Source organism: Phaeobacter italicus (assembly GCF_019801785.1).
Lineage (GTDB): Bacteria > Pseudomonadota > Alphaproteobacteria > Rhodobacterales > Rhodobacteraceae > Phaeobacter > Phaeobacter italicus.
This window is the reverse complement of record NZ_JAHVIJ010000009.1, coordinates 57,347-77,480: the sequence shown is the minus strand read 5'-3', so window position 1 is coordinate 77,480 and position 20,134 is coordinate 57,347. Positions and strand designations below refer to the sequence as shown.

Below are 20,134 nucleotides of genomic sequence, written 5' to 3'. Positions count from 1 at the left end.
CGATCGCGCGCTGTGCTTGGAACAAAAGCCCCAATTCCCGCGTAACTTTCAGGATTATTCCCTTCCATGAGGGGCCTCTGTGTCAACATCGCTCACCTTCCCGTGACGTGACGGGCAATAGCCTTGTGCTGCCCCCGTTGCCGACGCACCTTAGGGAGACCCTCCAGCAAAGGCCATCCAAATGCCCATTGAACGCATCACTTTCCCCGGACACTCCGGCGATCAGCTGGCCGCTCGGCTTGATCTGCCGGATGGGCCGATCCTGTCCACTGCGCTGTTTGCGCATTGCTTCACCTGTTCCAAGGACATCCCCGCCGCGCGCCGTATTTCCTCGCGCCTGGCTGCAATGGGGATTGCGGTCCTGCGGTTTGATTTCACCGGTCTGGGCCATTCGGACGGAGAGTTTTCCAATACCAATTTCTCTTCCAATGTCGCCGATCTCGTGGCTGCGGGTCAGTATTTGGCGGAACGCGGAATGGCCCCCTCTCTGCTGATCGGCCATTCTCTGGGCGGGGCTGCGGTTTTGCGCGCTCGCGCTGGTTTGCCATCTGTGCGCGGTGTCGTCACGCTGGGTGCGCCGTCCGATCCTGAACATGTGACCCATCAGTTTGCCGACGCGCTTGGCCAGATCGAAAGCGATGGCGCGGCCGAGGTCTGCCTTGCGGACCGTCCCTTTACCATTCGCAAGCAGTTTGTCGATGATATCCGCGCCGAGGCGCTGAACACCGCGATCCGCGAACTGGACGCGGCGCTTTTGGTGATGCACGCGCCTCTGGATGCCACGGTCAGCATCGACAATGCCGCCGACATCTTTGTGGCGGCCAAACACCCCAAGAGTTTTGTGACCCTGGACGATGCCGATCATCTGATTTCGCGGCCACGGGATGCGGAATATGCGGCAGATGTGATTGCGGCCTGGGCCGGGCGGTATATCGACCTGTCCCCTCCTGCCCCGCCGCCCGGTGCGCCCGAAGGGGTGTTGCGCGTCAGCGAGGCCGATCCGAACGGTTTTCTGCAGGATGTGCAATCCGGCCCCCGCCATCACACCTATGCCGACGAACCGCTGGCCTACGGCGGAACCAACAAGGGTATGACGCCCTACGGGTTTATCGCCGCAGGTCTTGGTGCCTGCACCTCCATGACCATCCGGATGTACGCCCGCCGCAAGGGCTGGCCGTTGGAAAGCGTCAGCGTTGATGTCTGCCATGACAAGGTTCACGCACAGGACGCCCTGCCCTCAGGCCCCGCCAAAATCGACCAGTTCACCCGCGTGATCTACCTGAGCGGCCCGCTTGATAGCGACCAGCGCGCGCGTCTTCTGGAGATCGCGGACCGCTGCCCGGTTCACCGCACGCTGGAGCATGGCGCCAAAGTCATGACCCGGTTGGATGACACCCCGCAGGAAGAACCGCTGGAAGCCAAGCTGCACCCGGCTGAGCTGCCATTCTGATCCCGCAGCACAAGTGGCCATCACCCTGCCAGACCGCAGACCGGCACAGACCGGAACCGGCAGGTGGGGGATGGCACCTTACTGATGTTGATTGCAGCCGGTGATGGCATCGCCCTGTGCCACTCCGGCCCTCGGTCGGCCCATGGTCGGCCCACAGTCAGTCCACAGCGCAGCCACTCTTGCGCCGAAACGGGCGAAACAGCACCTGATATCGCAATCATCCGGGCAAACTGCCTCATACTGACCTCCCAGACTTGCTGTTCTGGCCCTCCTCCTCTAAGAGGCCAAGCATCTGCCGCCCAATCACATAAAGGTGCTTTTGCCCATGATCCCCCGCTATTCCCGTCCTGAAATGGTTGCCAACTGGTCCCCTGAGACCAAGTTCAAGATCTGGTACGAGATCGAGGCACACGCCTGCGAAGCCATGGCAAACCTCGGCGTCATTCCCCGCGAAAACGCGGATGCCGTCTGGAAAGCCAAGGACGTGGAATTTGACGTCGCCCGCATTGATGAAATCGAAGCCGTCACCAAGCATGATGTCATCGCATTCCTGACCCACCTGGCAGAACATGTCGGCTCGGAAGAGGCGCGTTTCGTGCATCAGGGCATGACCTCCTCCGATGTTCTGGACACCTGCCTCAATGTGCAGCTGGTGCGCTCTGCCGACATCCTGCTTGAGGGAATGGACAAATTGCTCGCGGCGCTGAAAAAACGCGCGCTGGAGCACAAAGACACCGTGCGCGTCGGCCGCAGCCACGGCATTCACGCAGAACCCACAACCATGGGTCTGACATTTGCCCGTTTCTACGCTGAAATGGACCGCAACAAACAGCGCCTGCTTGCTGCCCGTGACGAGGTCGCAACCGGTGCGATTTCCGGTGCTGTCGGCACCTTTGCCAACATCGACCCCCGCGTCGAGGAACATGTCTGCGAACAGCTGGGCCTGCGTCCCGAACCGATCTCGACCCAGGTGATCCCGCGTGACCGTCACGCCATGTTCTTTGCGACTTTGGGCGTTATCGCCTCCTCCATCGAAAACGTCGCTGTTGAGATCCGCCATATGCAGCGCACCGAGGTGCTGGAAGGCGCGGAATTCTTCTCCATGGGGCAAAAGGGCTCTTCGGCGATGCCGCACAAGAAGAACCCGGTTCTGACCGAAAACCTGACAGGCCTTGCGCGTCTGGTGCGCATGACCGTGATCCCGGCCATGGAAAACGTCGCCCTCTGGCACGAGCGTGACATCTCGCACTCTTCTGTTGAACGCGGCATCGGTCCGGATGCGACCGTGACCCTTGATTTCGCCCTGCACCGTCTGGCGGGCGTCATCGACAAGATGCTGGTGTTCCCGGAAAACATGCTGGACAACATGAACAAATTCCCCGGCCTCGTGATGTCGCAGCGCGTTTTGCTGGCGCTGACACAAGCCGGTGTGAGCCGCGAAGACGCCTATTCCATGGTTCAGCGCAACGCCCTGAAAGTCTGGGAAGACCGTGTCGATTTCCGCGAACTTCTGCTGGCAGATGCGGACGTGGTTGCAGCCCTGGGCGAAGAGGCGATCAACGAAAAATTCGACATGGGCTATCATACCAAGCACGTTGACACTATTTTCCGCCGGGTGTTTGGCGAATAATTTCCGTCACTTACCTGCCAAACCTGATCCGGGCCGCTGTACATTGAGACAGCGGCCCTTTTCATTTCCGCAGCCGCTGTTGTGCTTCGGATACGATCTTTGAAATCCATCCAGTCGCAAGGCTTCACTTTGATTTTATAAGGCCGCGGCAGATTTCGTACTATCCTCTCAGATGTGCGCCGGACCCGCTGGCGCGAGTTCAAAAAGGATCGCGACACCTCATGCCCGATTTTATGACCGCCCTGTCCAGCCCCGCCAAAACCGCCCTGCGCGGCGCATGTCTTGCCCTTCCTGTTCTGGTCATGGCAACGGCCAGCCTTGCAGCGGGGGGTGGCGATAGCTCTCCGCCACAGCCGACTGAAACCACGAAAGAGTGCAAGACCGGGCGGATCTGGGACGAACAAAAGAAGCGCTGCGTGAAGATCAAGAACTCTTCGCTTGATGCCGATGGGCTTTACCAGACGCTGCGCGAACTGGCCTATGCAGGCAGGATCACAGATGCGCAGGAGGTGCTTGCGATGATGCCTGACCAAGATGACGGACGGGTGTTGACCTATTGGGGCTTTACCCATCGTAAGCTTGGCAATCAGGACCTGGCAGAGGTCTACTACACCCGCGCCATTGCCCAGGATCCCGGCAACCATCTGGCCCGCTCCTACATGGGGCAAGGCTTTGTTTCGCAGGGAAAATACGGGCTTGCCCTCGCGCAATGGAAGGCCATTCGCGCGCATGGCGGCACCGGCACCTGGGCCGAGGTATCGCTGCGCGATGCGCTGCAGGATGGGCAGACAAAAAGCTACTGATTTTCAGCATTTATTTACGGCTCGCAGCCTAGGGTGGAGCAACAGAAAGAGAATCTTTTTGGCTAGGGCTGATAAATGCAGAATGACAACGCTTTGGCGCTTCCCATGGCGAACCCCTCCGACCCTCTTGGCGATTTCGCCGCGCCTGCCCCGATGGGCGGAATGGATTTTGGCGGCGGTATGGGCGGCGGTGCGCTGGACATGCCCGCAATGGGCGCAGCACCCGCTCCTGCCAAATCCAACCTCAGCGGCAAGGCGAAGGCCGCAATCGTCGTGCGCCTGCTCCTGAACGAAGGCGCTGATATCCCGCTTGAATCTCTCCCCGATGATCTCCAGATCGAACTGACCCAGCAGATGGGCCGGATGGGGCTGATTGATCGCGAAACCCTGCATGCGGTTGCTGGTGAATTTGCCGAGATGCTGGATAATGTCGGGCTGTCCTTTCCAAACGGTCTGGCCGGCGCGCTCAGCGCGATGGAAGGGAAAATCAGCCGCCAGACACACAGCCGCCTGCGCAAGGAGGCTGGTGTGCGCCAGTTTGGCGACCCGTGGGAGCGGCTGCGCTCTCTGCCGCCCGAAGATCTCGCTGAGCTGGCCGAAGCTGAAAGCACCGAGGTGGCGGCTGTGCTGTTGTCGAAACTTGACACCGCCAAGGCCGCGCAGATGCTTGTTCACCTGCCCGGCCCCGTTGCGCGCCGCATCACCTACGCCGTCAGCCAGACAGGCGCAGTGACGCCCGACACCGTGGACCGCATTGGCCTGTCCCTTGCCGCCCAGATCGAGGCGCGTCCGGAAGTCGCCTTTGACGAAACACCCGGTCAGCGAATGGGCGCCATCCTGACCCAGGCAGCGGCCGCAAAACGCGAAGAGGTGCTGACCGCGCTTGACGAGGAAGACGAAGAATTTGCCGTCGACGTCCGCAAGTCGCTCTTTACCTATGCGCTGATCGCCAAACGGGTCAGCCCGGTGGACGTTCCGAAAATCGCGCGCGTTGTGGCCCAGCAGGATCTGGTGACCGCAATGGCCTTTGCCACCGACGAAGAGGATGTGGAATCCAGCGAATTCATGCTCGCCAACATGTCGAGCCGCATGGCCGCCAACATCCGCGAAGAAGTCGGCGAATTGGGCAAGGTCAAGCGCAGCGTAGGCGAAAACGCCATGAGCACAATCGTCAACGCCCTGCGCGAGATGGTTGTGGCTGGCGAAATCGAGCTGCGTTCGGCAGAAGACGACGAAGATGAATGATCTGAAGCGCCCGCCGCTTTAGATTAACTTCGCATGCCAACCGACTGCTATATTTCGATAAAGCACCTGCCAATCCGGATACCTACCAACGGGCAAGGGTAAGGTCGGCGCCGTCACGCCCGCCTGCCTTGTACCCCGTTGACCGGGAGGATATGCTAAGGGTCTGATCCTTTTGTTGACACCAGTCAGGCCCTTCGCACATGCCAGTTGATCCATCCACACTGTCCCTTGGCAGTCGCGCCGGGTATTTTGCCTCTAACCTTGTTTTGAGGGGCATCATTGGCGGGTTGGGGCTGGTGCCCTACCGTTGGCGCATCCCCGCGATGGGCTGGGTTCTGCGCAAGGCGGCGCCGCTGGTTGGGTTTCACAAACGCATTCGCAACAATCTCGCGCTGGTCTGTCCGGATCTCCCGCAGCAGGACGTCACCCGTCTGTGCCATGAAGTCAGCGACAACATTGGCCGCGTTGTGGCCGAGCTTTATGCGGGGGCTCCATTTCTGGAACGCGCCTGGCAGGCTCCGGTGACGGGGCCAGGCCTCGCGGCGCTGGAACAGGCCCGCGCAGAGGGCCGGCCCGTCATTCTCGTGACGGGTCATTTCGGCAACTACGACGCTGCGCGCGCTAACCTCATTCACCGAGGCTTTGAAATGGGGGCGCTTTATCGACGGATGGCCAACCCCTTTTTCAATGAGCACTACGTTCGCGCCATCGAAAAAACCGGCAAGCCAATGTTCGAACAGGGCAAGCGCGGGATGATGGAGATGGTGCGCCACCTCAAGAAAGGTGGAATTATTGCAATTGTCGCCGATCTTCACGCACATGGCGGCAAGAACATCGATTTCTTTGGCGAACCTGCCGTCACCTCGCTTGTGCCGGCTGAACTGGCGCTGAAATACAAGGCGGCGATGATCCCTGTTTACGCCATTCGTCAACCAAACGGGCTCGACTTCGAAATCATCATTCAGGATGAAATCCCGCCGACCGACCCGATCACCATGACAACAACCGTCAGTAAACAGCTGGAAGATCTGGTACGCCAACATATGGGACAGTGGTTCTGGGTGCACCGACGCTGGAAGCCATACAACCCGGACCCAAATCCGACCGGCAGCACCGCCGAGGACTAAGCCCCCGTCAATTCAGGCGGGCGGCCCCCAGGATCTCGCCAAAAGGCGCCCGCTGCACCAGGATCGCAGCAGGCAGCGCATCCGGCAGGTTGACGCTGACGGTCAGCTCCGCAGAGCCATCCCATTGCGCAACCGGCTGCAGAGTTTCGACGACATTGGCATAAGACAAGCTCCGCCCGGCCAGCTCACCACGGGTGATGTCGACCGTACGCTCTGGCGTAAAGCGAACAAGCTGCACTGAAATCGGGCCGTTCAGGACCGGACCAGTATCTGCACGACGCAGCTGAACCGAGATGTCTCCCGCGCCGCTTGGTGTTCCGTCCACCGTGATTGCAACCGCGTTTGGCCGCGTCTTGTGTTCGGCAATCACCTCGCCCAGCTTCATGGCGTTTGCACCCACCACATCATCCTGACCATTGATGATCATCTGCGGCGTATAAACCATCTGCCGCCCACCAATCTGGGCATAGCCCTTTTGGCGCAACGTATGGGCGGGGCTGGCGAACTGGTCCTTCCAGCCGATGTAATCCCAGTAATCAACATGCAGCGCGAGCGGCAGCACGTCGTCTCTGGCGGTCAGCTGATGCAGCAACGCATCGGCAGGTGGACAAGACGAACACCCCTGCGACGTGAACAACTCGACCACCACCAGATCGGATGAAGACCCGGCCGATTGTGCGCTTGCCCCGAGCGGCAACGCCATCCATGCAGCAGCAAGTAGTGTCGTGAGCGTTTTCATTGCACCTTAACCTTTTTACCAGGTCTTTGGATCTAAGGCCGCTACGGTGAAATGACCAATCAATCATTCTTGAGATCGGCGCGAGCAAGCCCGCCGCCCCGCTTGCAGAGGCCCCAGTCATTCGCCGGACCATGCAGAACGCAGCGCGGTATACCATTGCATGCAAAAAACACCGGAACAACTATTGAACTGGCCGCGTTGTGCCACAAATACGGTGTAGCGAGTTCCTTTAATTGACATTTCAACGGAGGCCCCATGCCCATTTCAGTTGGTCAGGACACAGCCAAAACCCGCCGCACGCTGTCATCCGGCGGTAAATCGGTTTCCTATTACTCCATCGCCGCCGCCACAGAGGCCGGTTTGGGCGACTTTTCCAAATTGCCTGCCGCGTTGAAAGTGGTGCTGGAAAACATGTTACGGTTCGAGGACGGTGGTTTTTCCGTCTCAACAGACGACATCAAGGCCTTTGCCAAATGGGCCGAAGACGGCGGCAAAAGCACCCGTGAAATCGCCTATCGCCCGGCCCGTGTGTTGATGCAGGATTTCACCGGCGTCCCTGCTGTTGTCGATCTCGCCGCGATGCGCGACGGGATCAAGGCGCTGGGGGGCGATGCCAACAAGATCAACCCGCTTGTGCCCGTTGATCTGGTGATTGACCACTCTGTCATGATTGACGAATTCGGAAACCCGCGCGCGTTCCAGATGAATGTTGACCGTGAATACGAACGCAACATGGAACGATACACCTTCCTGAAATGGGGGCAGACCGCGTTCAACAACTTCCGCGTGGTGCCGCCGGGCACAGGTATCTGCCACCAGGTGAACCTTGAATATCTCGCGCAGACGGTCTGGACCGACACCGACCAGAACGGCGAAGAAGTCGCCTACCCCGACACGCTGGTTGGCACGGACAGCCACACCACAATGGTCAACGGCGCCGCGGTTCTGGGCTGGGGCGTCGGCGGGATCGAGGCCGAGGCAGCGATGCTTGGACAGCCGATCTCCATGCTGATCCCAGAGGTGATCGGTTTTGAGCTGACGGGCGAGATGGTCGAAGGCACCACCGGCACCGACCTGGTTTTGAAGGTAGTGGAGATGCTGCGCGCCAAGGGCGTCGTGGGCAAGTTCGTGGAATTCTACGGCGACGGGCTTGACCGCCTGCCGCTGGCGGACCGTGCCACCATTGCCAACATGGCGCCTGAGTATGGCGCCACCTGCGGATTTTTCCCGATCGACGAGGAAACCCTGCGCTACCTGCGCAACACCGGGCGCGACAAGGATCGTATTGCTCTCGTCGAAACCTATGCCAAGGAAAACGGGTTCTGGCGCGACGCTGAGTATGCGCCGATCTACACCGATACGCTCTCGCTGGACATGGGCACAATCGTACCTGCGATTTCCGGCCCGAAACGTCCGCAGGACTATACGCCGCTTGATCAGGCCGCGAGCGCGTTTTTCGATGTCGTGAGCGAGTATCGCGGCATTGAAACCGACGCAGAAGCCGAGGCAATGGCAGATGAGGGCCCCGCCCCTGTCGCGGCGGCTGACCCGCGCAAATCCCACCCCGTCAAGGGCGAGGACTATGAGCTGCGCGATGGCTCGGTCGTGATTGCCTCCATCACCTCCTGCACCAATACATCAAATCCTTACGTGATGATTGGTGCCGGTCTGGTTGCCAAGAAAGCCCACGAACTGGGGCTGACCCGCAAACCCTGGGTCAAGACCTCTCTCGCGCCGGGGTCGCAGGTTGTGACAGAATATCTGCAGGCGGCGGGCCTTCAGGAACATCTGGATGCCATCGGCTTCAACCTCGTGGGGTATGGCTGCACCACCTGTATCGGCAATTCCGGCCCCATCCAGCAAGAGCTCTCGGAGGCGATTGCCGACGGTGATCTGGTGGCGACCTCCGTCCTGTCGGGCAACCGCAACTTTGAGGGGCGGATTTCCCCGGATGTGCGGGCCAACTACCTCGCCTCGCCGCCGCTGGTTGTGGCTTATGCCTTGGCAGGTGACATGAATGTCGATCTGGTCAATGATCCCTTGGGGCAGGACCAAAATGGCAACGACGTGTTTCTCCGCGATATCTGGCCAAGCCAGAAGGAGATCGCCGATCTGGTCGAAGAGACCGTGACCCGCGAAGCCTTCCGCAGCAAATATGCCGATGTGTTCAAGGGTGACGAGAAATGGCAGGGCGTGTCTGTCCCTGATCAGGAGACCTATGACTGGCCATCGGCATCGACCTATATCCAGAACCCGCCTTATTTCCAGGACATGGGGCCTGAACCGGGGTCCATTGCCTCGATCGAAGGGGCCAAGCCGCTTTTGATCCTGGGCGATATGGTCACAACCGACCACATCTCTCCCGCCGGGTCTTTTGCCACCACCACGCCTGCGGGTCAGTATCTTCTGGACCGTCAGGTGCAACCGCGCGAGTTCAACTCCTACGGCTCCCGCCGGGGCAACCACGAAATCATGATGCGTGGGACATTCGCCAATATCCGGATCAAGAACGAAATGCTGGACGGGGTCGAGGGCGGCTATACCAAAGGGCCTGATGGCAATCAGACCTCGGTTTTTGACGCCTCGATGGCCTATCAGGAGGCCGGAACGCCGCTGGTGGTCTTTGGTGGCGAGCAATACGGCGCCGGGTCATCGCGTGACTGGGCGGCCAAGGGCACAGCGCTCTTGGGGGTGAAAGCCGTGATCGCCGAGAGCTTTGAGCGTATTCACCGCTCCAACCTCGTTGGCATGGGCGTCATTCCGTTTGAGTTCACAGGCGGCGACACCCGCAAATCGCTGAAGCTGACAGGCGATGAGGTTGTTGACATCAAGGGCCTGGAAACTGTCCGTCCGCAGCAAGAGGTCGACTGTGACATCACTTACGCCGATGGCACCAAGAAGACGATCACCCTGAAGTGCCGCATCGATACCGCGCCGGAGATCGAATACATCGAGAACGGTGGCGTCCTGCACTACGTGCTGCGTAAACTCGCCAAGGCCTAGTAGGCCGGTTCAAAACACGCGCGGCCCCCGCCGCGGCCATCAAAGGGTTCCTGCCTGCAGGGGCCCTTTTTCTTTTGACCAAACGGCTGGAATGGTTAACAAAAGATATACCAAATTATCATGTTTAGCGATGTAAGTCGCTGGAAAAACAATTAAAAGATGCATTCCGTTAAGGGATGCACGCTAAAACAAACATGCCCAAAAAATGGGCAAGCCAGATCCCGGTGCAGGATCTGGTGCAAGACCAACAGTGAGCCCCAGCGAGAGAGCACAGTGCAAGAAGCGATCATCGTTACCATAAAACCCATCCGAGAAACGCGCGAGGCCATCATCAGCATGCTGAAGGAGATGATCCGCAAAACACAGGATTTTCCCGGCTGTTTGACTGCGCGTTTTCTGGATAGCCAGGACCGCAAGGAGCTGGTGATTTTTCAGGTCTGGGACAGTTCAGAGGCGCTTGAGGCCTATTTGACCTGGCGAGCTGAGCGCGGTGATTTCATGCAAATCAACGACTACATCGAAGAAGAGCAGGTTTTTCGCACCTACTCCGTGCTGGTCTAAGCCCGAAACGACAAAACGCGCCCAACCTGGGTCAGGCGCGCCGTTTTGCAAGCGGGGGGCATTGGGGCGCGATCAGGATCCTGCGTCGCCAGTCGTGCCAGCCGCCCGGTCCAGCGCCGGGCGAATGGTGCTGTCGATCACGCGCTGGGTGATCGGCCCGGCAAAGCGCAGAATGATCGTGCCCTCTCCGTCGATCACATAGGTTTCAGGCACGCCGTAGACGCCCCAATCCAGCGCCATGCGGCCCTGCTCGTCCCGCCCGACGGCACGATAGGGGTTGCCCAGTTCTTCGAGGAACCCAACCGCGTTGTCTTCCTGATCCTTGTAGTTCACCCCGTAGATCGCGAGCCCCTCTTTGGACAAGGCATCCAGGCTTGGGTGTTCGACCCGGCAGGGTCCGCACCAGCTGGCCCAGAAATTGACCAGTTTGACATCGCCATCGCGCAGGGTCGCATCGTCAAAGCCCGGATCATCCGCAAAGGGTGTCATCACCACAGGCGGGGCAGGCTGCCCCTCTCGGGCAGAGGGCAGGCTTTCGGGGTCGTCGCGGAACATGCCGGTATAGGCAAGTGCAACAAAACTGCCGAAAACCAGGATCGGCAACGCCATAACGGGAGAGATCTTAGCCACGGGATTTGCTCCGCTGTTCCATCTTGTGCATGTCCTGACGGACCTTTGCACCCCTGCCCAGCGTCAGGGCCAAGAGCCCCGCCAGCAACAGCAGCGACGCGCCATAAGAGGCCAGAACATCAAACGCGTATTTTCCAAGATCAGGCATCAGGCATCCATCCTTTCACGCATCATGAGGGCCCGGATACGGCGGGCCCGAATTTCGGTTCCGGTGCGGTAGAGGACCAGAACAAGAAACAGAAAACCAAATCCGGCCATGCAGACATAAAGCGGGTTGGAAAAGGCATCTGCGACGTTCTCTTCCTTGTCGAGGCTGAGAGACGCCCCCTGATGCAAACCCTGGTTCCAGAACAGCACCGCGTAGCGGCTGAGCACAGCGAAAACCGACCCGACAAGGCAAAGGATCGATGTCAGATCAGCCGCGGTGTCCGGATCCTCAATCGCAGACCACAGGGCGATATAGCCAAGATAAAACAGAAACAGCACCAGAAATGAGGTCAGCCGCGGATCCCACACCCACCAAGTGCCCCAGATCTGATGCCCCCAAAGCGCCCCGGTAATGAGGGCGATCAACGTCATGACAACTCCAACAGGTGCCGCTGCCTTGGCGGCCAATGCGCTGACATGATGGCGACGGATGACCCAGATCAGCGAGGCCACCAACATCATGAACCAGGCGTTGATCGCAATAAACGCGGCCGGCACATGCACGAACATGATCTTGACCGATGCCCCCTGCCGGTAATCATCGGGTGTGAAAAAGAACCCCCAGATCAATCCGACGGCACACAACACCCCTGCCAACACCCAAAGCACAGGCAGCACCCGTTCTGAGGTGGTGAGGAACTTCTTTGGATTGGCGTATTCCCAAATCGACATGTTGGCTATTTAGCTCTTGCTTGGAGAGATCTCAATTCAGTCATCCTAGCGCAAATTGACGCGCAGGACGGCAGCGCTTGCAAAGGGCAGCAAGGCAAGGGTCGCGGCCGAGATACCGGCCAGCATCAAAAGGGGCGTTTCAACGGACATGCCATCAGCACCACGCCGCGCCGCTTCGGCGCCGAAAATCAGGGTCGGCACATAAAGCGGCAGCACCAGTAGCGACAGCAGCAGTCCACCACGCTTGAGCCCAACCGTCAGCGCCGCACCAAAGGTGCCGATCACCGACAGCGCAGGGGTGCCGAGCAGCAGTGAAACCACCAGCCACTGAAACCCCGCGGTTGGCAGGTTCAGCAAAATCCCCAAGACGGGCGCCGCCAGAACAAGAGGCAACGAGGTGGTGATCCAATGCGCCAGAGCCTTGATCGTGACCACCGCTTCCAGCGGCAGGGGCGAGGTCGCCATCAGATCAAGCGTCCCGTCCTCCCAATCCAATGCGAGCAGACGGTCAAGCGACAAAAGACAGGCCAGCAGCGCGCCAAGCCACAGAACACCGGGGGCAATCCGCGCCAGCAGTTCAGACTGCGGGCCCACGGAAAATGGCACCAGAACCGTGACAATCAGAAAAAACGCAAGGCCAAGGCCGAACCCGCCACCGGCTCGCAACGCCAGCTTCAGATCGCGCAGCAACAGCGCCTTCATAGGAATGCCTCGTCAAACTCTTCCAGATCCGGCAGCTTCGCCTTGAACTGGCTGACATCCAGTGTCTCGCCCTCAAGGCCAAGATCAATATGGGTTGCGATCAGGGCCGCACCACCATCTGCAAGATGGCGCTCTACCACCCCGGCGAACTGCTGCACGGACGCCCGGTCAAGGCTGACGGTCGGCTCGTCCAGGATCCAGTAGCGCCGCCCGGTGACCAGGAGGCGCGCAAGCCCAAGCCGCCGCTTCTGTCCCGCGGACAATGCACCTGCGGGCCGATCCAGCAGGCCGCGCAGATCAAAGGCATCCAGCGCAGGTTCAATGCTTCCCGCGGCAAAAATCTCGGCCCAGAAGGTCAGGTTTTCGCCCACAGTCAGCGTCAGCTTGATCCCGTCGGAATGCCCTGCATAGGCGATGTCCTCCTCCGCGCCGGTGATCGTCCCCGCGAGAGGGGGTTGCAGCCCCGCAATGGTCCGCAAAAGCGTGGTCTTGCCGCAGCCATTTGGCCCCCGCAGGATCAGCGCCCGGCCCGGTGTCAGCTCAAAGCTCACCCCTTCCAGCACCGGGGCCCCGCCCCGCGCAATGCTCAACCCTGCGATTTTCATGCTCGTTCCTTGCGCCTGCCGCTCTTATCCTGCGCCAAAAACCCGATTGATGCAGCGATTTCTTTGCGCCAGATCAACCTTTTGTCCCGGCGTGCGCCCAATGGTCCTTGACCGGGCTCAGACCGCCAAGGCCGCCAGCGCAATCCGGCGTCCTTCGGACAAGAGGACATTGTAGGTCCGGCAGGCAGCGGGAGAGTTCATGATTTCAACACCGATCCCCGCGCCCTCCAGTGCCTGACGCAAATCGGCCGGGATATGGGCAACCTCGGCGCCAGTGCCGATAAAAAGCACGTCAATTTCCCCGCCAAGCGCCAGGAGAGGCGCGCGATCATCATAACCGCCCCAGGCCCGCGTACCATCGGTGCCGGTCAGGATATTGCCCTGATGGACCTCACCGCCCACCCGAAAGAACCCTGCCCCATAGCCATCGACAGGCAAGGCATCGGTGAAGGAGACTTCGTTCAATCGCATGGTGTGTCCTCTGTTTGCTCAGGATCTGGTCCTGCCCCTGACATGTCGCGCGCGCTGCCCTTGGCAAGGCAGATCAGACGTTGGCCTGCTCCTTACCACGGGCAGCAGGCCGACAAAATAGCCCCCCGAACAGAAAAGAGGCCGCAGCAGTGCCACGGCCTCTTTGGTTTCGGTCTGGTCGAGCCTTCGGAAATCAGGCGTCGATATTGGCGAACTGGTTGCCGGTGGTATTGGTCGGCTTGGTCCAGTCACGCTTTACGCCCAGCCACAACAGGATGGTCGAGGCCACGAAAATCGATGAATAGGTGCCGATGATAACGCCCCAGATCATCGCAAAGACAAAGCCACGGATCACGTCACCGCCCAGAACATACAGCGACACCAGCGCCAGCAATGTGGTGACAGAGGTCATCATTGTCCGGCTCAGGGTTTCGTTGATCGAAATGTTCAACACCTCGGCCAGCGGCTTTTTCTTGTAGCGGCGGAGGTTTTCACGAACCCGGTCGAAAACGACCACCGTATCGTTCAGCGAGTAGCCAACAATCGTCAGCAGCGCCGCGATGATGGCGAGGTCGAATTTGATCTGAAGTTCCGAGAACACCCCAATCGTCAGCACCACGTCATGCACCAGCGCCGCAACAGCCCCCAGCGCGAACTGCCATTCAAAGCGCAGCCAGATGTAGATCAGAACCGCCCCAATCGCGAGGGCAACAGCGATGACCGCGGTCTGCACCAGCTCGCCTGAAACCTTGGGGCCAACGGATTCGACCGAGACAAATTTGATGCCCGGCGCAACCGTATCAAGCGCCCTGTTGATCTCTTCGATCTGCTCGCCAGAGATCGCCTCGCCGTCATCTTGCGCCTGAATGCGCACCATGGCGACGTGCTGATCCTCCTCAAAGGTCGGATCGAACACCTCGCTGATAGAGACATCACCCAGCTCAAGCGGCTGCAGCGCGTCACGGTATGCACCGACGTCGATTGCGGTCGTGCTTTCGGTGCGGATGGTCGTGCCGCCACGGAAGTCGATCCCGTAGTTCAGCCCCTGCAACGCAAAGGAGGCAAAACCGACGATGATCATCACGGCCGAAATGCCGAGCCACAGCTTCCAGCGCTTGAAGAAATCAAACGAGGTGCTTTCGGGAATGAGTTTCAACCGCATATCAAACCTCGATCGTTTTCGGACGGCGCCGTTCAAACCACATCACGATAATCACCCGCGTCACAAAGATCGCAGTGAACACCGACGTCATGATCCCCAGACCCAGCGTGATCGCAAAGCCCCGCACCGGGCCAGAGCCCATCGCAAACAGGATCACCGCCGTGATGAAGGTGGTAATGTTGGCGTCAAGAATGGCGCTCAGCGCCTTGGAGTAGCCTTCATCAATGGCCCGTGCGGGGCCACGACCGGCTTTCAGCTCTTCGCGGATCCGTTCAAAGATCAGCACGTTGGCGTCCACCGCCATACCCACCGTCAGAACGATGCCCGCGATGCCCGGCAGCGTCAGCGTTGCGCCAATCAGGCTCAGCGCGCCAAAGATCAGACCGATGTTCAGGATCAGCGCGATATTGGCAAAGACACCAAACAGACCATAGCTCAGCGCCATGAAGACCAGCACCCCGACAAAGGCCACAACGGTTGCGACCTTGCCTGCATCAATGCTGTCCTGCCCCAGTTCCGGGCCAATGGTGCGCTCTTCCAGGAACTCCAGCCCCGCAGGCAAGGCACCTGCGCGCAGCAGGATCGCCATATTGGTGCTTTCCTCGATGGTGAAATTCCCGGTGATAATGCCGGAGCCACCTGCGATATGGGCCTGGATGACGGGGGCAGAGACCACCTCTTCATCCAGCACAATCGCAAAGGGAGAGCCGATGTTTTCCGCCGTGTAGTCGCCGAACTTGCGCGCGCCCGTGGTGTTGAAGCGGAAGCTGACCGCCGGGCGGCCGTTCTGGTCGAACGAGGGCTGGGCATCCACCAGTTCCTCGCCGGTGACCACCGGGGCGGCCTCGACGGTGTAGTAGATGCCGCTTTCGTCCAGCGACGGGATCACCTTGTTGCCGACACCGGGGTTGGCGTCGGCATCGCTGCCACGGCCCACAACCGGGTTAAAGGTCAGCTGCGCGGTGGTGCCGATAATGGCCTTCAGCTCTGATGCGGACCCGATGCCCGGCACCTGGATCAGGATCCGATCGGTGCCCTGACGTTGGATGGTCGGCTCACGCGTGCCCACCTCGTCGATCCGGCGACGCACGATTTCCAGCGCCTGGCGCACAGTGCGATCATCAGATGCCAGCTTTTCCGCTTCGCTCAGCTCGATGGTGAGGATATCACCCGCACCGCTCACGGTGATGTCGCTGGCGCCTGCACCGGTCAGGCTGGTGATCGGATTGGCGAGACCACGCACCACTTCCAGCGCACGGGTCATGCCATCGGGATTGGAGATCTTGAGACGAATCTGCCCCTCCGGCGCGGGCTGGCGACGGAAGGTGCCGACCTCTGCACGTTCCGGGCGCAGCGCATCCCGGACCTCAGGCCACAGCGCATCCATGCGCGCGGCATAAACATCCTCGACCTTCACCTCGGCAAGAAGATGCGCACCACCGCGCAAGTCCAGACCAAGATTGACGAGATTGGACGGCAGGAACGACGGCCACTGACCCGCCACCTCCAGCCGTTCGGGAGTTTCCCCCCGCAGCGTAATTTCGGCGGCGGCGTCATTGGCCTGCTCGACACGCGTATAAAACGCGTTCGGCAGGGCAAGCAAAAGGCCGGTCACACAGACCAGCCAGATGAGGACCCGCTTCCAGAGATCAATTTGCAGCATTGCCCTGCCTTTTCAATTGGTTAAGCGGGAACGCTCAGTCTGCCGGTTCGGTTTTGCTCAGAACCTGTGCGATGGTGGATTTGACCACGCGGATTTTCACGCCTTCAGCGATCTCAACTTCCAGCTCACCATCGTCCTTGACCTTGGAGACCTTGCCGATGACGCCACCCTGGGTCACGACCTGATCACCACGACGCAGCGCGGCCACCATGTTCTGATGTTCTTTCATCTTCTTCTGCTGCGGACGGATCAGCAGGAAGTACATGATCCCGAAGATCAGAATGAGCGGGAGAAATTGGGCGATTGCGCCACCTTCCATGGGATATTCCTTCTGTGAGACAGGCGCTTGTCACGCCCGGATTTTTGCCGCTGAACCTATGCGCTGCGCCCACCACTTGCAAGGCTAAGGCGGCCAGAACCGATACCGCAAACGCAGTTGACCCGATAAGGGGCCGATGAGAGGGTGCGGGTATATTTTTTAGCTAGGCCATTTTCGTGCTCGATACATATTTGGCGATCGTCAGCCACCCGTTGTTTTTCACCTTCATCGCGCTCTGCGGCGGCGTTTACCTGCTGCTGTCGCTCACCAGTCTGTCTACGGAAAAGATCGCAAATCCGGCCACGTGGCTGCGAGAGCACTACGTCGGCGCAATCCTCCTCGCCGTCGGAGGTCTCTTTGTTGGTGCGCTTTGTTTTTATCTCGTGGAAATCGCTCTGAACGTCCCCTTGCTCGTGGATCGCCTGACGGTTGAGATCAACACGCCAGAGACGGACAGGCAGCCCGAAAACCTGCGCAACCTCGCCTATGCAATTGCCACCCTGATTGCCGTGCTTGCAGGCTCCGCAACCGTGTTCTTTTCCTCCCTCCGCGTCTGGATGAACGAACGCAACACCCGCGCAACCGAACAGGGGCTGATCACTGATCGGATTAACAAGGCTGTTGAGGGTTTGGGCGCGGAGAAGACGATCTATCGACTTGGCCGAGATCTTTCCTATCGTTTCAAAGGAGATCGCCGCGGTGATAAGTCAAGGTGGGGTTTTGAATTCAAGGATGACCCGGTGTTCGATCCCGAAAGTCATGACCTGATTGAGGCGGAAACAGGTGGATGGGAGCCAATTCAACAGCAGGCTCCAAATTTGGAAGTGAGGATTGGCTCAATCTTTGCTCTTGAACGCATCGCGCGTGAAAACCCGGACTTTCACGTTCAGGTCATGGAAATTCTCTGTGCCTATGTCCGGCTGAACGCGCCAAGGTCGGGAAAGCAACCCACTGCTGAATTCGATAAGCAACCGACCATGCGAAATGATATCCTCACCGCCCTGAAGGTCATCGGGCGCCGGACAGCGAACGGTAAGGCAATCGAGGTAGCCAGAAGGCACCGACTCGACCTTAGAGTTTGCGATCTATCTGGCGCTGATTTTTCTGAAGGGGATTACTCTGGGGCCATGTTTCACGGTTGCTTAATTGAGTTCGCTAGGTTTCGTGGCGGACTATTTCATGGGACAGAATTCAATGAGAGCGTGATCACATTTGCAGCATTTGAGAACGGTGATTTCACCGGAAGTCTGTTCTGTGGCGTTCAGATTTCCAAACCCAGCGGTCACACCATATTAAACAGCTTTCTTTGGGCGACAGTCACAGGCGCGAACTTCGCTGGTGCAAACATCTCTGGAGTGCGGAGTTTCGGGGGTGTTGAAAATCTGTCCCAGACATTCGGAACATCAGATACTTTACTGGCTGACCGGTTCGGCTGGGACAAAGACCTGCAGTACAAGCTTGATGATTTGCATCATTCGGAGGCGAGTGAGGACACAGCATCGATTCAGCGTCTACTTTCCGAAAAAGGACTAATACAGTGGTCATGCTTTCCGCGGGTCGATGGGGCGCACGTTGATCACTACAACGCTCTGATGATCCAACTCGACCTTTGCGATTTTCCTTTCCACGGGCGACGGAGATAAACGAATGCGCCATACGTTCACTCCCCCCGCCCCATAACGTGCCATCCCACAACACCCTTGCGGCAAACGTCTGCGCCCCCTTCCCCTTTCTTCACCCTTCCGGCATATGCTGGCGGCACTGATTCAAAACCGCTTGATAGGAGCAGACCCATGCATGACATCCGTGCAATCCGCGAAAACCCGGCTGCGTTTGACGCCGCCCTGGCCCGCCGTGGAGAGTCTGCTTTGTCGTCTGACGTGCTCGCGCTGGACGAAGCGCGGCGCGCCAAGATCCAGGCCGCCGAAGAGGCACAGGCCGAGCAGAACAAGGCGGCCAAAGCCATCGGCGCAGCCAAGGCCAAGGGCGACAACGAAGAGTTCGAACGCCTGCGCGCAGCCGTGGCCGAGAAAAAAGCCGAAGTTGCCGCAATGCAGACCGAGGCCAAGGAGCTGGACGCTAAGCTGACCGACATGCTGGCGCGCATCCCCAACAACCCGGCCGAAGACGTGCCCGAAGGCGCCGATGAGGACGACAATGTCGAGGTGAACAAATGGGGCACCCTGCCCGAATTCACCTTTGCGCCCAAGGAACACTTTGAGATCGCGGGCGTTGCAGCGGCGATGGACTTTGAAACTGCGGCCAAGATCTCTGGCTCGCGTTTTGTCGTGCTCAAGGGCGCAGTGGCGCGCATCCACCGCGCGCTGGCCCAGTTCATGATCGACACCCACGTCGACGAGAACGACCTGATGGAGGTGAACTCTCCCGTTCTGGTGCGGGACGAGGCGATGTATGGCACCGACAAGCTGCCGAAATTCGGCGATGACAGCTATCAGACCACCAATGGCTGGTGGCTGGTGCCGACATCCGAGGTGCCGCTGACCTATTCCGTCGCGGGCGACACGCTGGACGAGGCGGCCCTGCCGATCCGCATGACAGCCCATACGCTCTGCTTCCGCTCCGAAGCGGGCAGCGCGGGCAAGGACACGTCCGGCATGCTGCGCCAGCACCAGTTCGAAAAGGTAGAGATGGTCTCTATCGTGCACCCCAGCCAGTCCGACGACGAACAAAAGCGGATGCTGCGCTGCGCCGAGGGGCTTTTGGAGAAACTGGGCATTCCCTATCGCACCGTGATCCTGTGCACCGGCGACATGGGCTTTGGTGCGCGCCGCACCTTTGACATCGAGGCATGGGTGCCGGGTCAGAACACCTACCGTGAGATTTCCTCGGTTTCCACCACCGGTGATTTTCAGGCACGCCGCATGAATGCGCGTTTCAAACCCGCAGAGGGCGGCAAGCCCGAGTTCGTGCACACGCTGAACGGCTCCGGCCTTGCGGTCGGCCGCTGCCTGATTGCGGTGCTGGAAAACGGCCAGCAGGAAGACGGTTCTGTCAAACTGCCAGAGGCGCTGGCGCCTTATCTCGGTGGCAAACTGACCCTGAGCGCGGACGGCAAACTGGTTTAAGACCACACCGCAAGCGCCTGTAAGAAGATGAAACCGGCCATCTGTATCAGGGGCCGGTT

At 59.4% G+C, this 20,134-nt stretch carries 19 protein-coding genes; 9 read left to right on the top strand and 10 right to left on the bottom strand.

Going from position 1 to position 20,134, the window contains the following annotated elements; translation table 11 throughout:
• Positions 1–181 precede the first annotated feature (181 nt).
• From KUV39_RS17790 to KUV39_RS17770, 5 genes are all read left to right on the top strand, one after another.
• Entirely contained in the window at positions 182–1,450 is a 1,269-nt protein-coding gene (locus KUV39_RS17790; protein ID WP_008560761.1) for a bifunctional alpha/beta hydrolase/OsmC family protein, read from the top strand.
• Positions 1,451–1,775: 325 nt separating this feature from the next.
• Complete coding sequence (gene purB, locus KUV39_RS17785; RefSeq protein ID WP_008562009.1) at positions 1,776–3,080, top strand: adenylosuccinate lyase; 1,305 nt, start codon at positions 1,776–1,778, stop codon at positions 3,078–3,080.
• A gap of 221 nt (positions 3,081–3,301) precedes the next feature.
• On the top strand, positions 3,302–3,883 hold the full coding sequence (locus tag KUV39_RS17780) for a tetratricopeptide repeat protein (RefSeq protein ID WP_046212163.1): 582 nt from the start codon (positions 3,302–3,304) through the stop codon (positions 3,881–3,883).
• Positions 3,884–3,958: 75 nt separating this feature from the next.
• Positions 3,959–5,128 carry a flagellar motor switch protein FliG gene (locus tag KUV39_RS17775; RefSeq protein WP_046212164.1) on the top strand — a complete coding sequence of 390 codons (1,170 nt, stop codon included), beginning with the start codon at positions 3,959–3,961 and terminating at the stop codon, positions 5,126–5,128.
• 200 nt (positions 5,129–5,328) lie between these two features.
• A complete protein-coding gene (locus KUV39_RS17770) occupies positions 5,329–6,255 on the top strand; it encodes a lysophospholipid acyltransferase family protein (protein WP_222460516.1) in 927 nt (308 codons plus the stop codon).
• 7 nt (positions 6,256–6,262) lie between these two features.
• Here the strand turns inward: KUV39_RS17770 and KUV39_RS17765 are convergent, their stop codons facing one another.
• Entirely contained in the window at positions 6,263–6,994 is a 732-nt protein-coding gene (locus KUV39_RS17765) for a DUF1223 domain-containing protein (RefSeq protein WP_222460515.1), read from the bottom strand.
• A gap of 255 nt (positions 6,995–7,249) precedes the next feature.
• On the opposite strand from KUV39_RS17765, the gene acnA reads away from it, so the two are divergent.
• Positions 7,250–9,997: an aconitate hydratase AcnA gene (acnA, locus tag KUV39_RS17760; RefSeq protein ID WP_222460514.1), complete on the top strand. Its 2,748-nt coding sequence runs from the start codon at positions 7,250–7,252 to the stop codon at positions 9,995–9,997.
• A gap of 273 nt (positions 9,998–10,270) precedes the next feature.
• On the top strand, positions 10,271–10,558 hold the full coding sequence (locus tag KUV39_RS18755) for a putative quinol monooxygenase (RefSeq protein WP_222460513.1): 288 nt from the start codon (positions 10,271–10,273) through the stop codon (positions 10,556–10,558).
• 72 nt (positions 10,559–10,630) lie between these two features.
• On the opposite strand, the gene KUV39_RS17750 is transcribed toward KUV39_RS18755, so the two are convergent.
• From KUV39_RS17750 to yajC, 9 genes are all read right to left on the bottom strand, one after another.
• Positions 10,631–11,188 carry a DsbE family thiol:disulfide interchange protein gene (locus KUV39_RS17750; RefSeq protein WP_222460512.1) on the bottom strand — a complete coding sequence of 186 codons (558 nt, stop codon included), beginning with the start codon at positions 11,186–11,188 and terminating at the stop codon, positions 10,631–10,633.
• Positions 11,181–11,339, bottom strand: coding sequence for a heme exporter protein CcmD (gene ccmD / locus KUV39_RS17745; protein ID WP_419555548.1), 159 nt, complete (start codon positions 11,337–11,339; stop codon positions 11,181–11,183). Before ccmD ends, KUV39_RS17750 begins: the two co-directional genes overlap by 8 nt.
• The gene (locus KUV39_RS17740; protein WP_008562316.1) at positions 11,336–12,067 is read right to left on the bottom strand and encodes a heme ABC transporter permease; all 732 of its coding nucleotides are present in this window, start codon (positions 12,065–12,067) and stop codon (positions 11,336–11,338) included. Before KUV39_RS17740 ends, ccmD begins: the two co-directional genes overlap by 4 nt.
• 45 nt (positions 12,068–12,112) lie before the next feature.
• Positions 12,113–12,769, bottom strand: a complete 657-nt coding sequence (ccmB, locus tag KUV39_RS17735) for a heme exporter protein CcmB (RefSeq protein WP_008559498.1) — start codon at positions 12,767–12,769, stop codon at positions 12,113–12,115.
• Positions 12,766–13,374 carry a heme ABC exporter ATP-binding protein CcmA gene (gene ccmA / locus KUV39_RS17730; protein WP_222460510.1) on the bottom strand — a complete coding sequence of 203 codons (609 nt, stop codon included), beginning with the start codon at positions 13,372–13,374 and terminating at the stop codon, positions 12,766–12,768. The genes ccmB and ccmA overlap by 4 nt, the downstream gene beginning before the upstream one ends.
• Before the next feature lie 117 nt (positions 13,375–13,491).
• The gene (locus tag KUV39_RS17725) at positions 13,492–13,845 is read right to left on the bottom strand and encodes an Mth938-like domain-containing protein (protein WP_008559851.1); all 354 of its coding nucleotides are present in this window, start codon (positions 13,843–13,845) and stop codon (positions 13,492–13,494) included.
• Between the two features lie 193 nt (positions 13,846–14,038).
• Positions 14,039–15,007: a protein translocase subunit SecF gene (gene secF, locus KUV39_RS17720; protein ID WP_008559401.1), complete on the bottom strand. Its 969-nt coding sequence runs from the start codon at positions 15,005–15,007 to the stop codon at positions 14,039–14,041.
• A 1-nt stretch (position 15,008) separates the two neighbouring features.
• Positions 15,009–16,670: a protein translocase subunit SecD gene (secD, locus tag KUV39_RS17715; RefSeq protein WP_008562108.1), complete on the bottom strand. Its 1,662-nt coding sequence runs from the start codon at positions 16,668–16,670 to the stop codon at positions 15,009–15,011.
• 34 nt (positions 16,671–16,704) lie between these two features.
• Positions 16,705–16,989, bottom strand: coding sequence for a preprotein translocase subunit YajC (gene yajC / locus KUV39_RS17710; protein WP_008561892.1), 285 nt, complete (start codon positions 16,987–16,989; stop codon positions 16,705–16,707).
• Positions 16,990–17,165: 176 nt separating this feature from the next.
• Between yajC and KUV39_RS18765 the strand changes: the two genes are divergently transcribed.
• Positions 17,166–18,632 carry a pentapeptide repeat-containing protein gene (locus KUV39_RS18765; RefSeq protein WP_222460509.1) on the top strand — a complete coding sequence of 489 codons (1,467 nt, stop codon included), beginning with the start codon at positions 17,166–17,168 and terminating at the stop codon, positions 18,630–18,632.
• Between the two features lie 150 nt (positions 18,633–18,782).
• Positions 18,783–20,075, top strand: coding sequence for a serine--tRNA ligase (gene serS, locus KUV39_RS17700; RefSeq protein ID WP_008562614.1), 1,293 nt, complete (start codon positions 18,783–18,785; stop codon positions 20,073–20,075).
• The last annotated feature ends 59 nt before the right edge of the window (positions 20,076–20,134 follow it).

Coding starts and splice junctions, on each gene's coding strand:
- KUV39_RS17780 (WP_046212163.1), top strand. CDS start 3,302: ATGCCCGATTTTATGACCGCCCTGTCCAGCCCCGCCAAAACCGCCCTG.
- secD (WP_008562108.1), bottom strand. CDS start 16,670: ATGCTGCAAATTGATCTCTGGAAGCGGGTCCTCATCTGGCTGGTCTGT.
- KUV39_RS17770 (WP_222460516.1), top strand. CDS start 5,329: ATGCCAGTTGATCCATCCACACTGTCCCTTGGCAGTCGCGCCGGGTAT.
- serS (WP_008562614.1), top strand. CDS start 18,783: ATGCATGACATCCGTGCAATCCGCGAAAACCCGGCTGCGTTTGACGCC.
- purB (WP_008562009.1), top strand. CDS start 1,776: ATGATCCCCCGCTATTCCCGTCCTGAAATGGTTGCCAACTGGTCCCCT.
- KUV39_RS17775 (WP_046212164.1), top strand. CDS start 3,959: ATGCAGAATGACAACGCTTTGGCGCTTCCCATGGCGAACCCCTCCGAC.
- ccmA (WP_222460510.1), bottom strand. CDS start 13,374: ATGAAAATCGCAGGGTTGAGCATTGCGCGGGGCGGGGCCCCGGTGCTG.
- ccmB (WP_008559498.1), bottom strand. CDS start 12,769: ATGAAGGCGCTGTTGCTGCGCGATCTGAAGCTGGCGTTGCGAGCCGGT.
- KUV39_RS17725 (WP_008559851.1), bottom strand. CDS start 13,845: ATGCGATTGAACGAAGTCTCCTTCACCGATGCCTTGCCTGTCGATGGC.
- KUV39_RS17765 (WP_222460515.1), bottom strand. CDS start 6,994: ATGAAAACGCTCACGACACTACTTGCTGCTGCATGGATGGCGTTGCCG.
- KUV39_RS17740 (WP_008562316.1), bottom strand. CDS start 12,067: ATGTCGATTTGGGAATACGCCAATCCAAAGAAGTTCCTCACCACCTCA.
- acnA (WP_222460514.1), top strand. CDS start 7,250: ATGCCCATTTCAGTTGGTCAGGACACAGCCAAAACCCGCCGCACGCTG.
- secF (WP_008559401.1), bottom strand. CDS start 15,007: ATGCGGTTGAAACTCATTCCCGAAAGCACCTCGTTTGATTTCTTCAAG.
- yajC (WP_008561892.1), bottom strand. CDS start 16,989: ATGGAAGGTGGCGCAATCGCCCAATTTCTCCCGCTCATTCTGATCTTC.
- KUV39_RS17790 (WP_008560761.1), top strand. CDS start 182: ATGCCCATTGAACGCATCACTTTCCCCGGACACTCCGGCGATCAGCTG.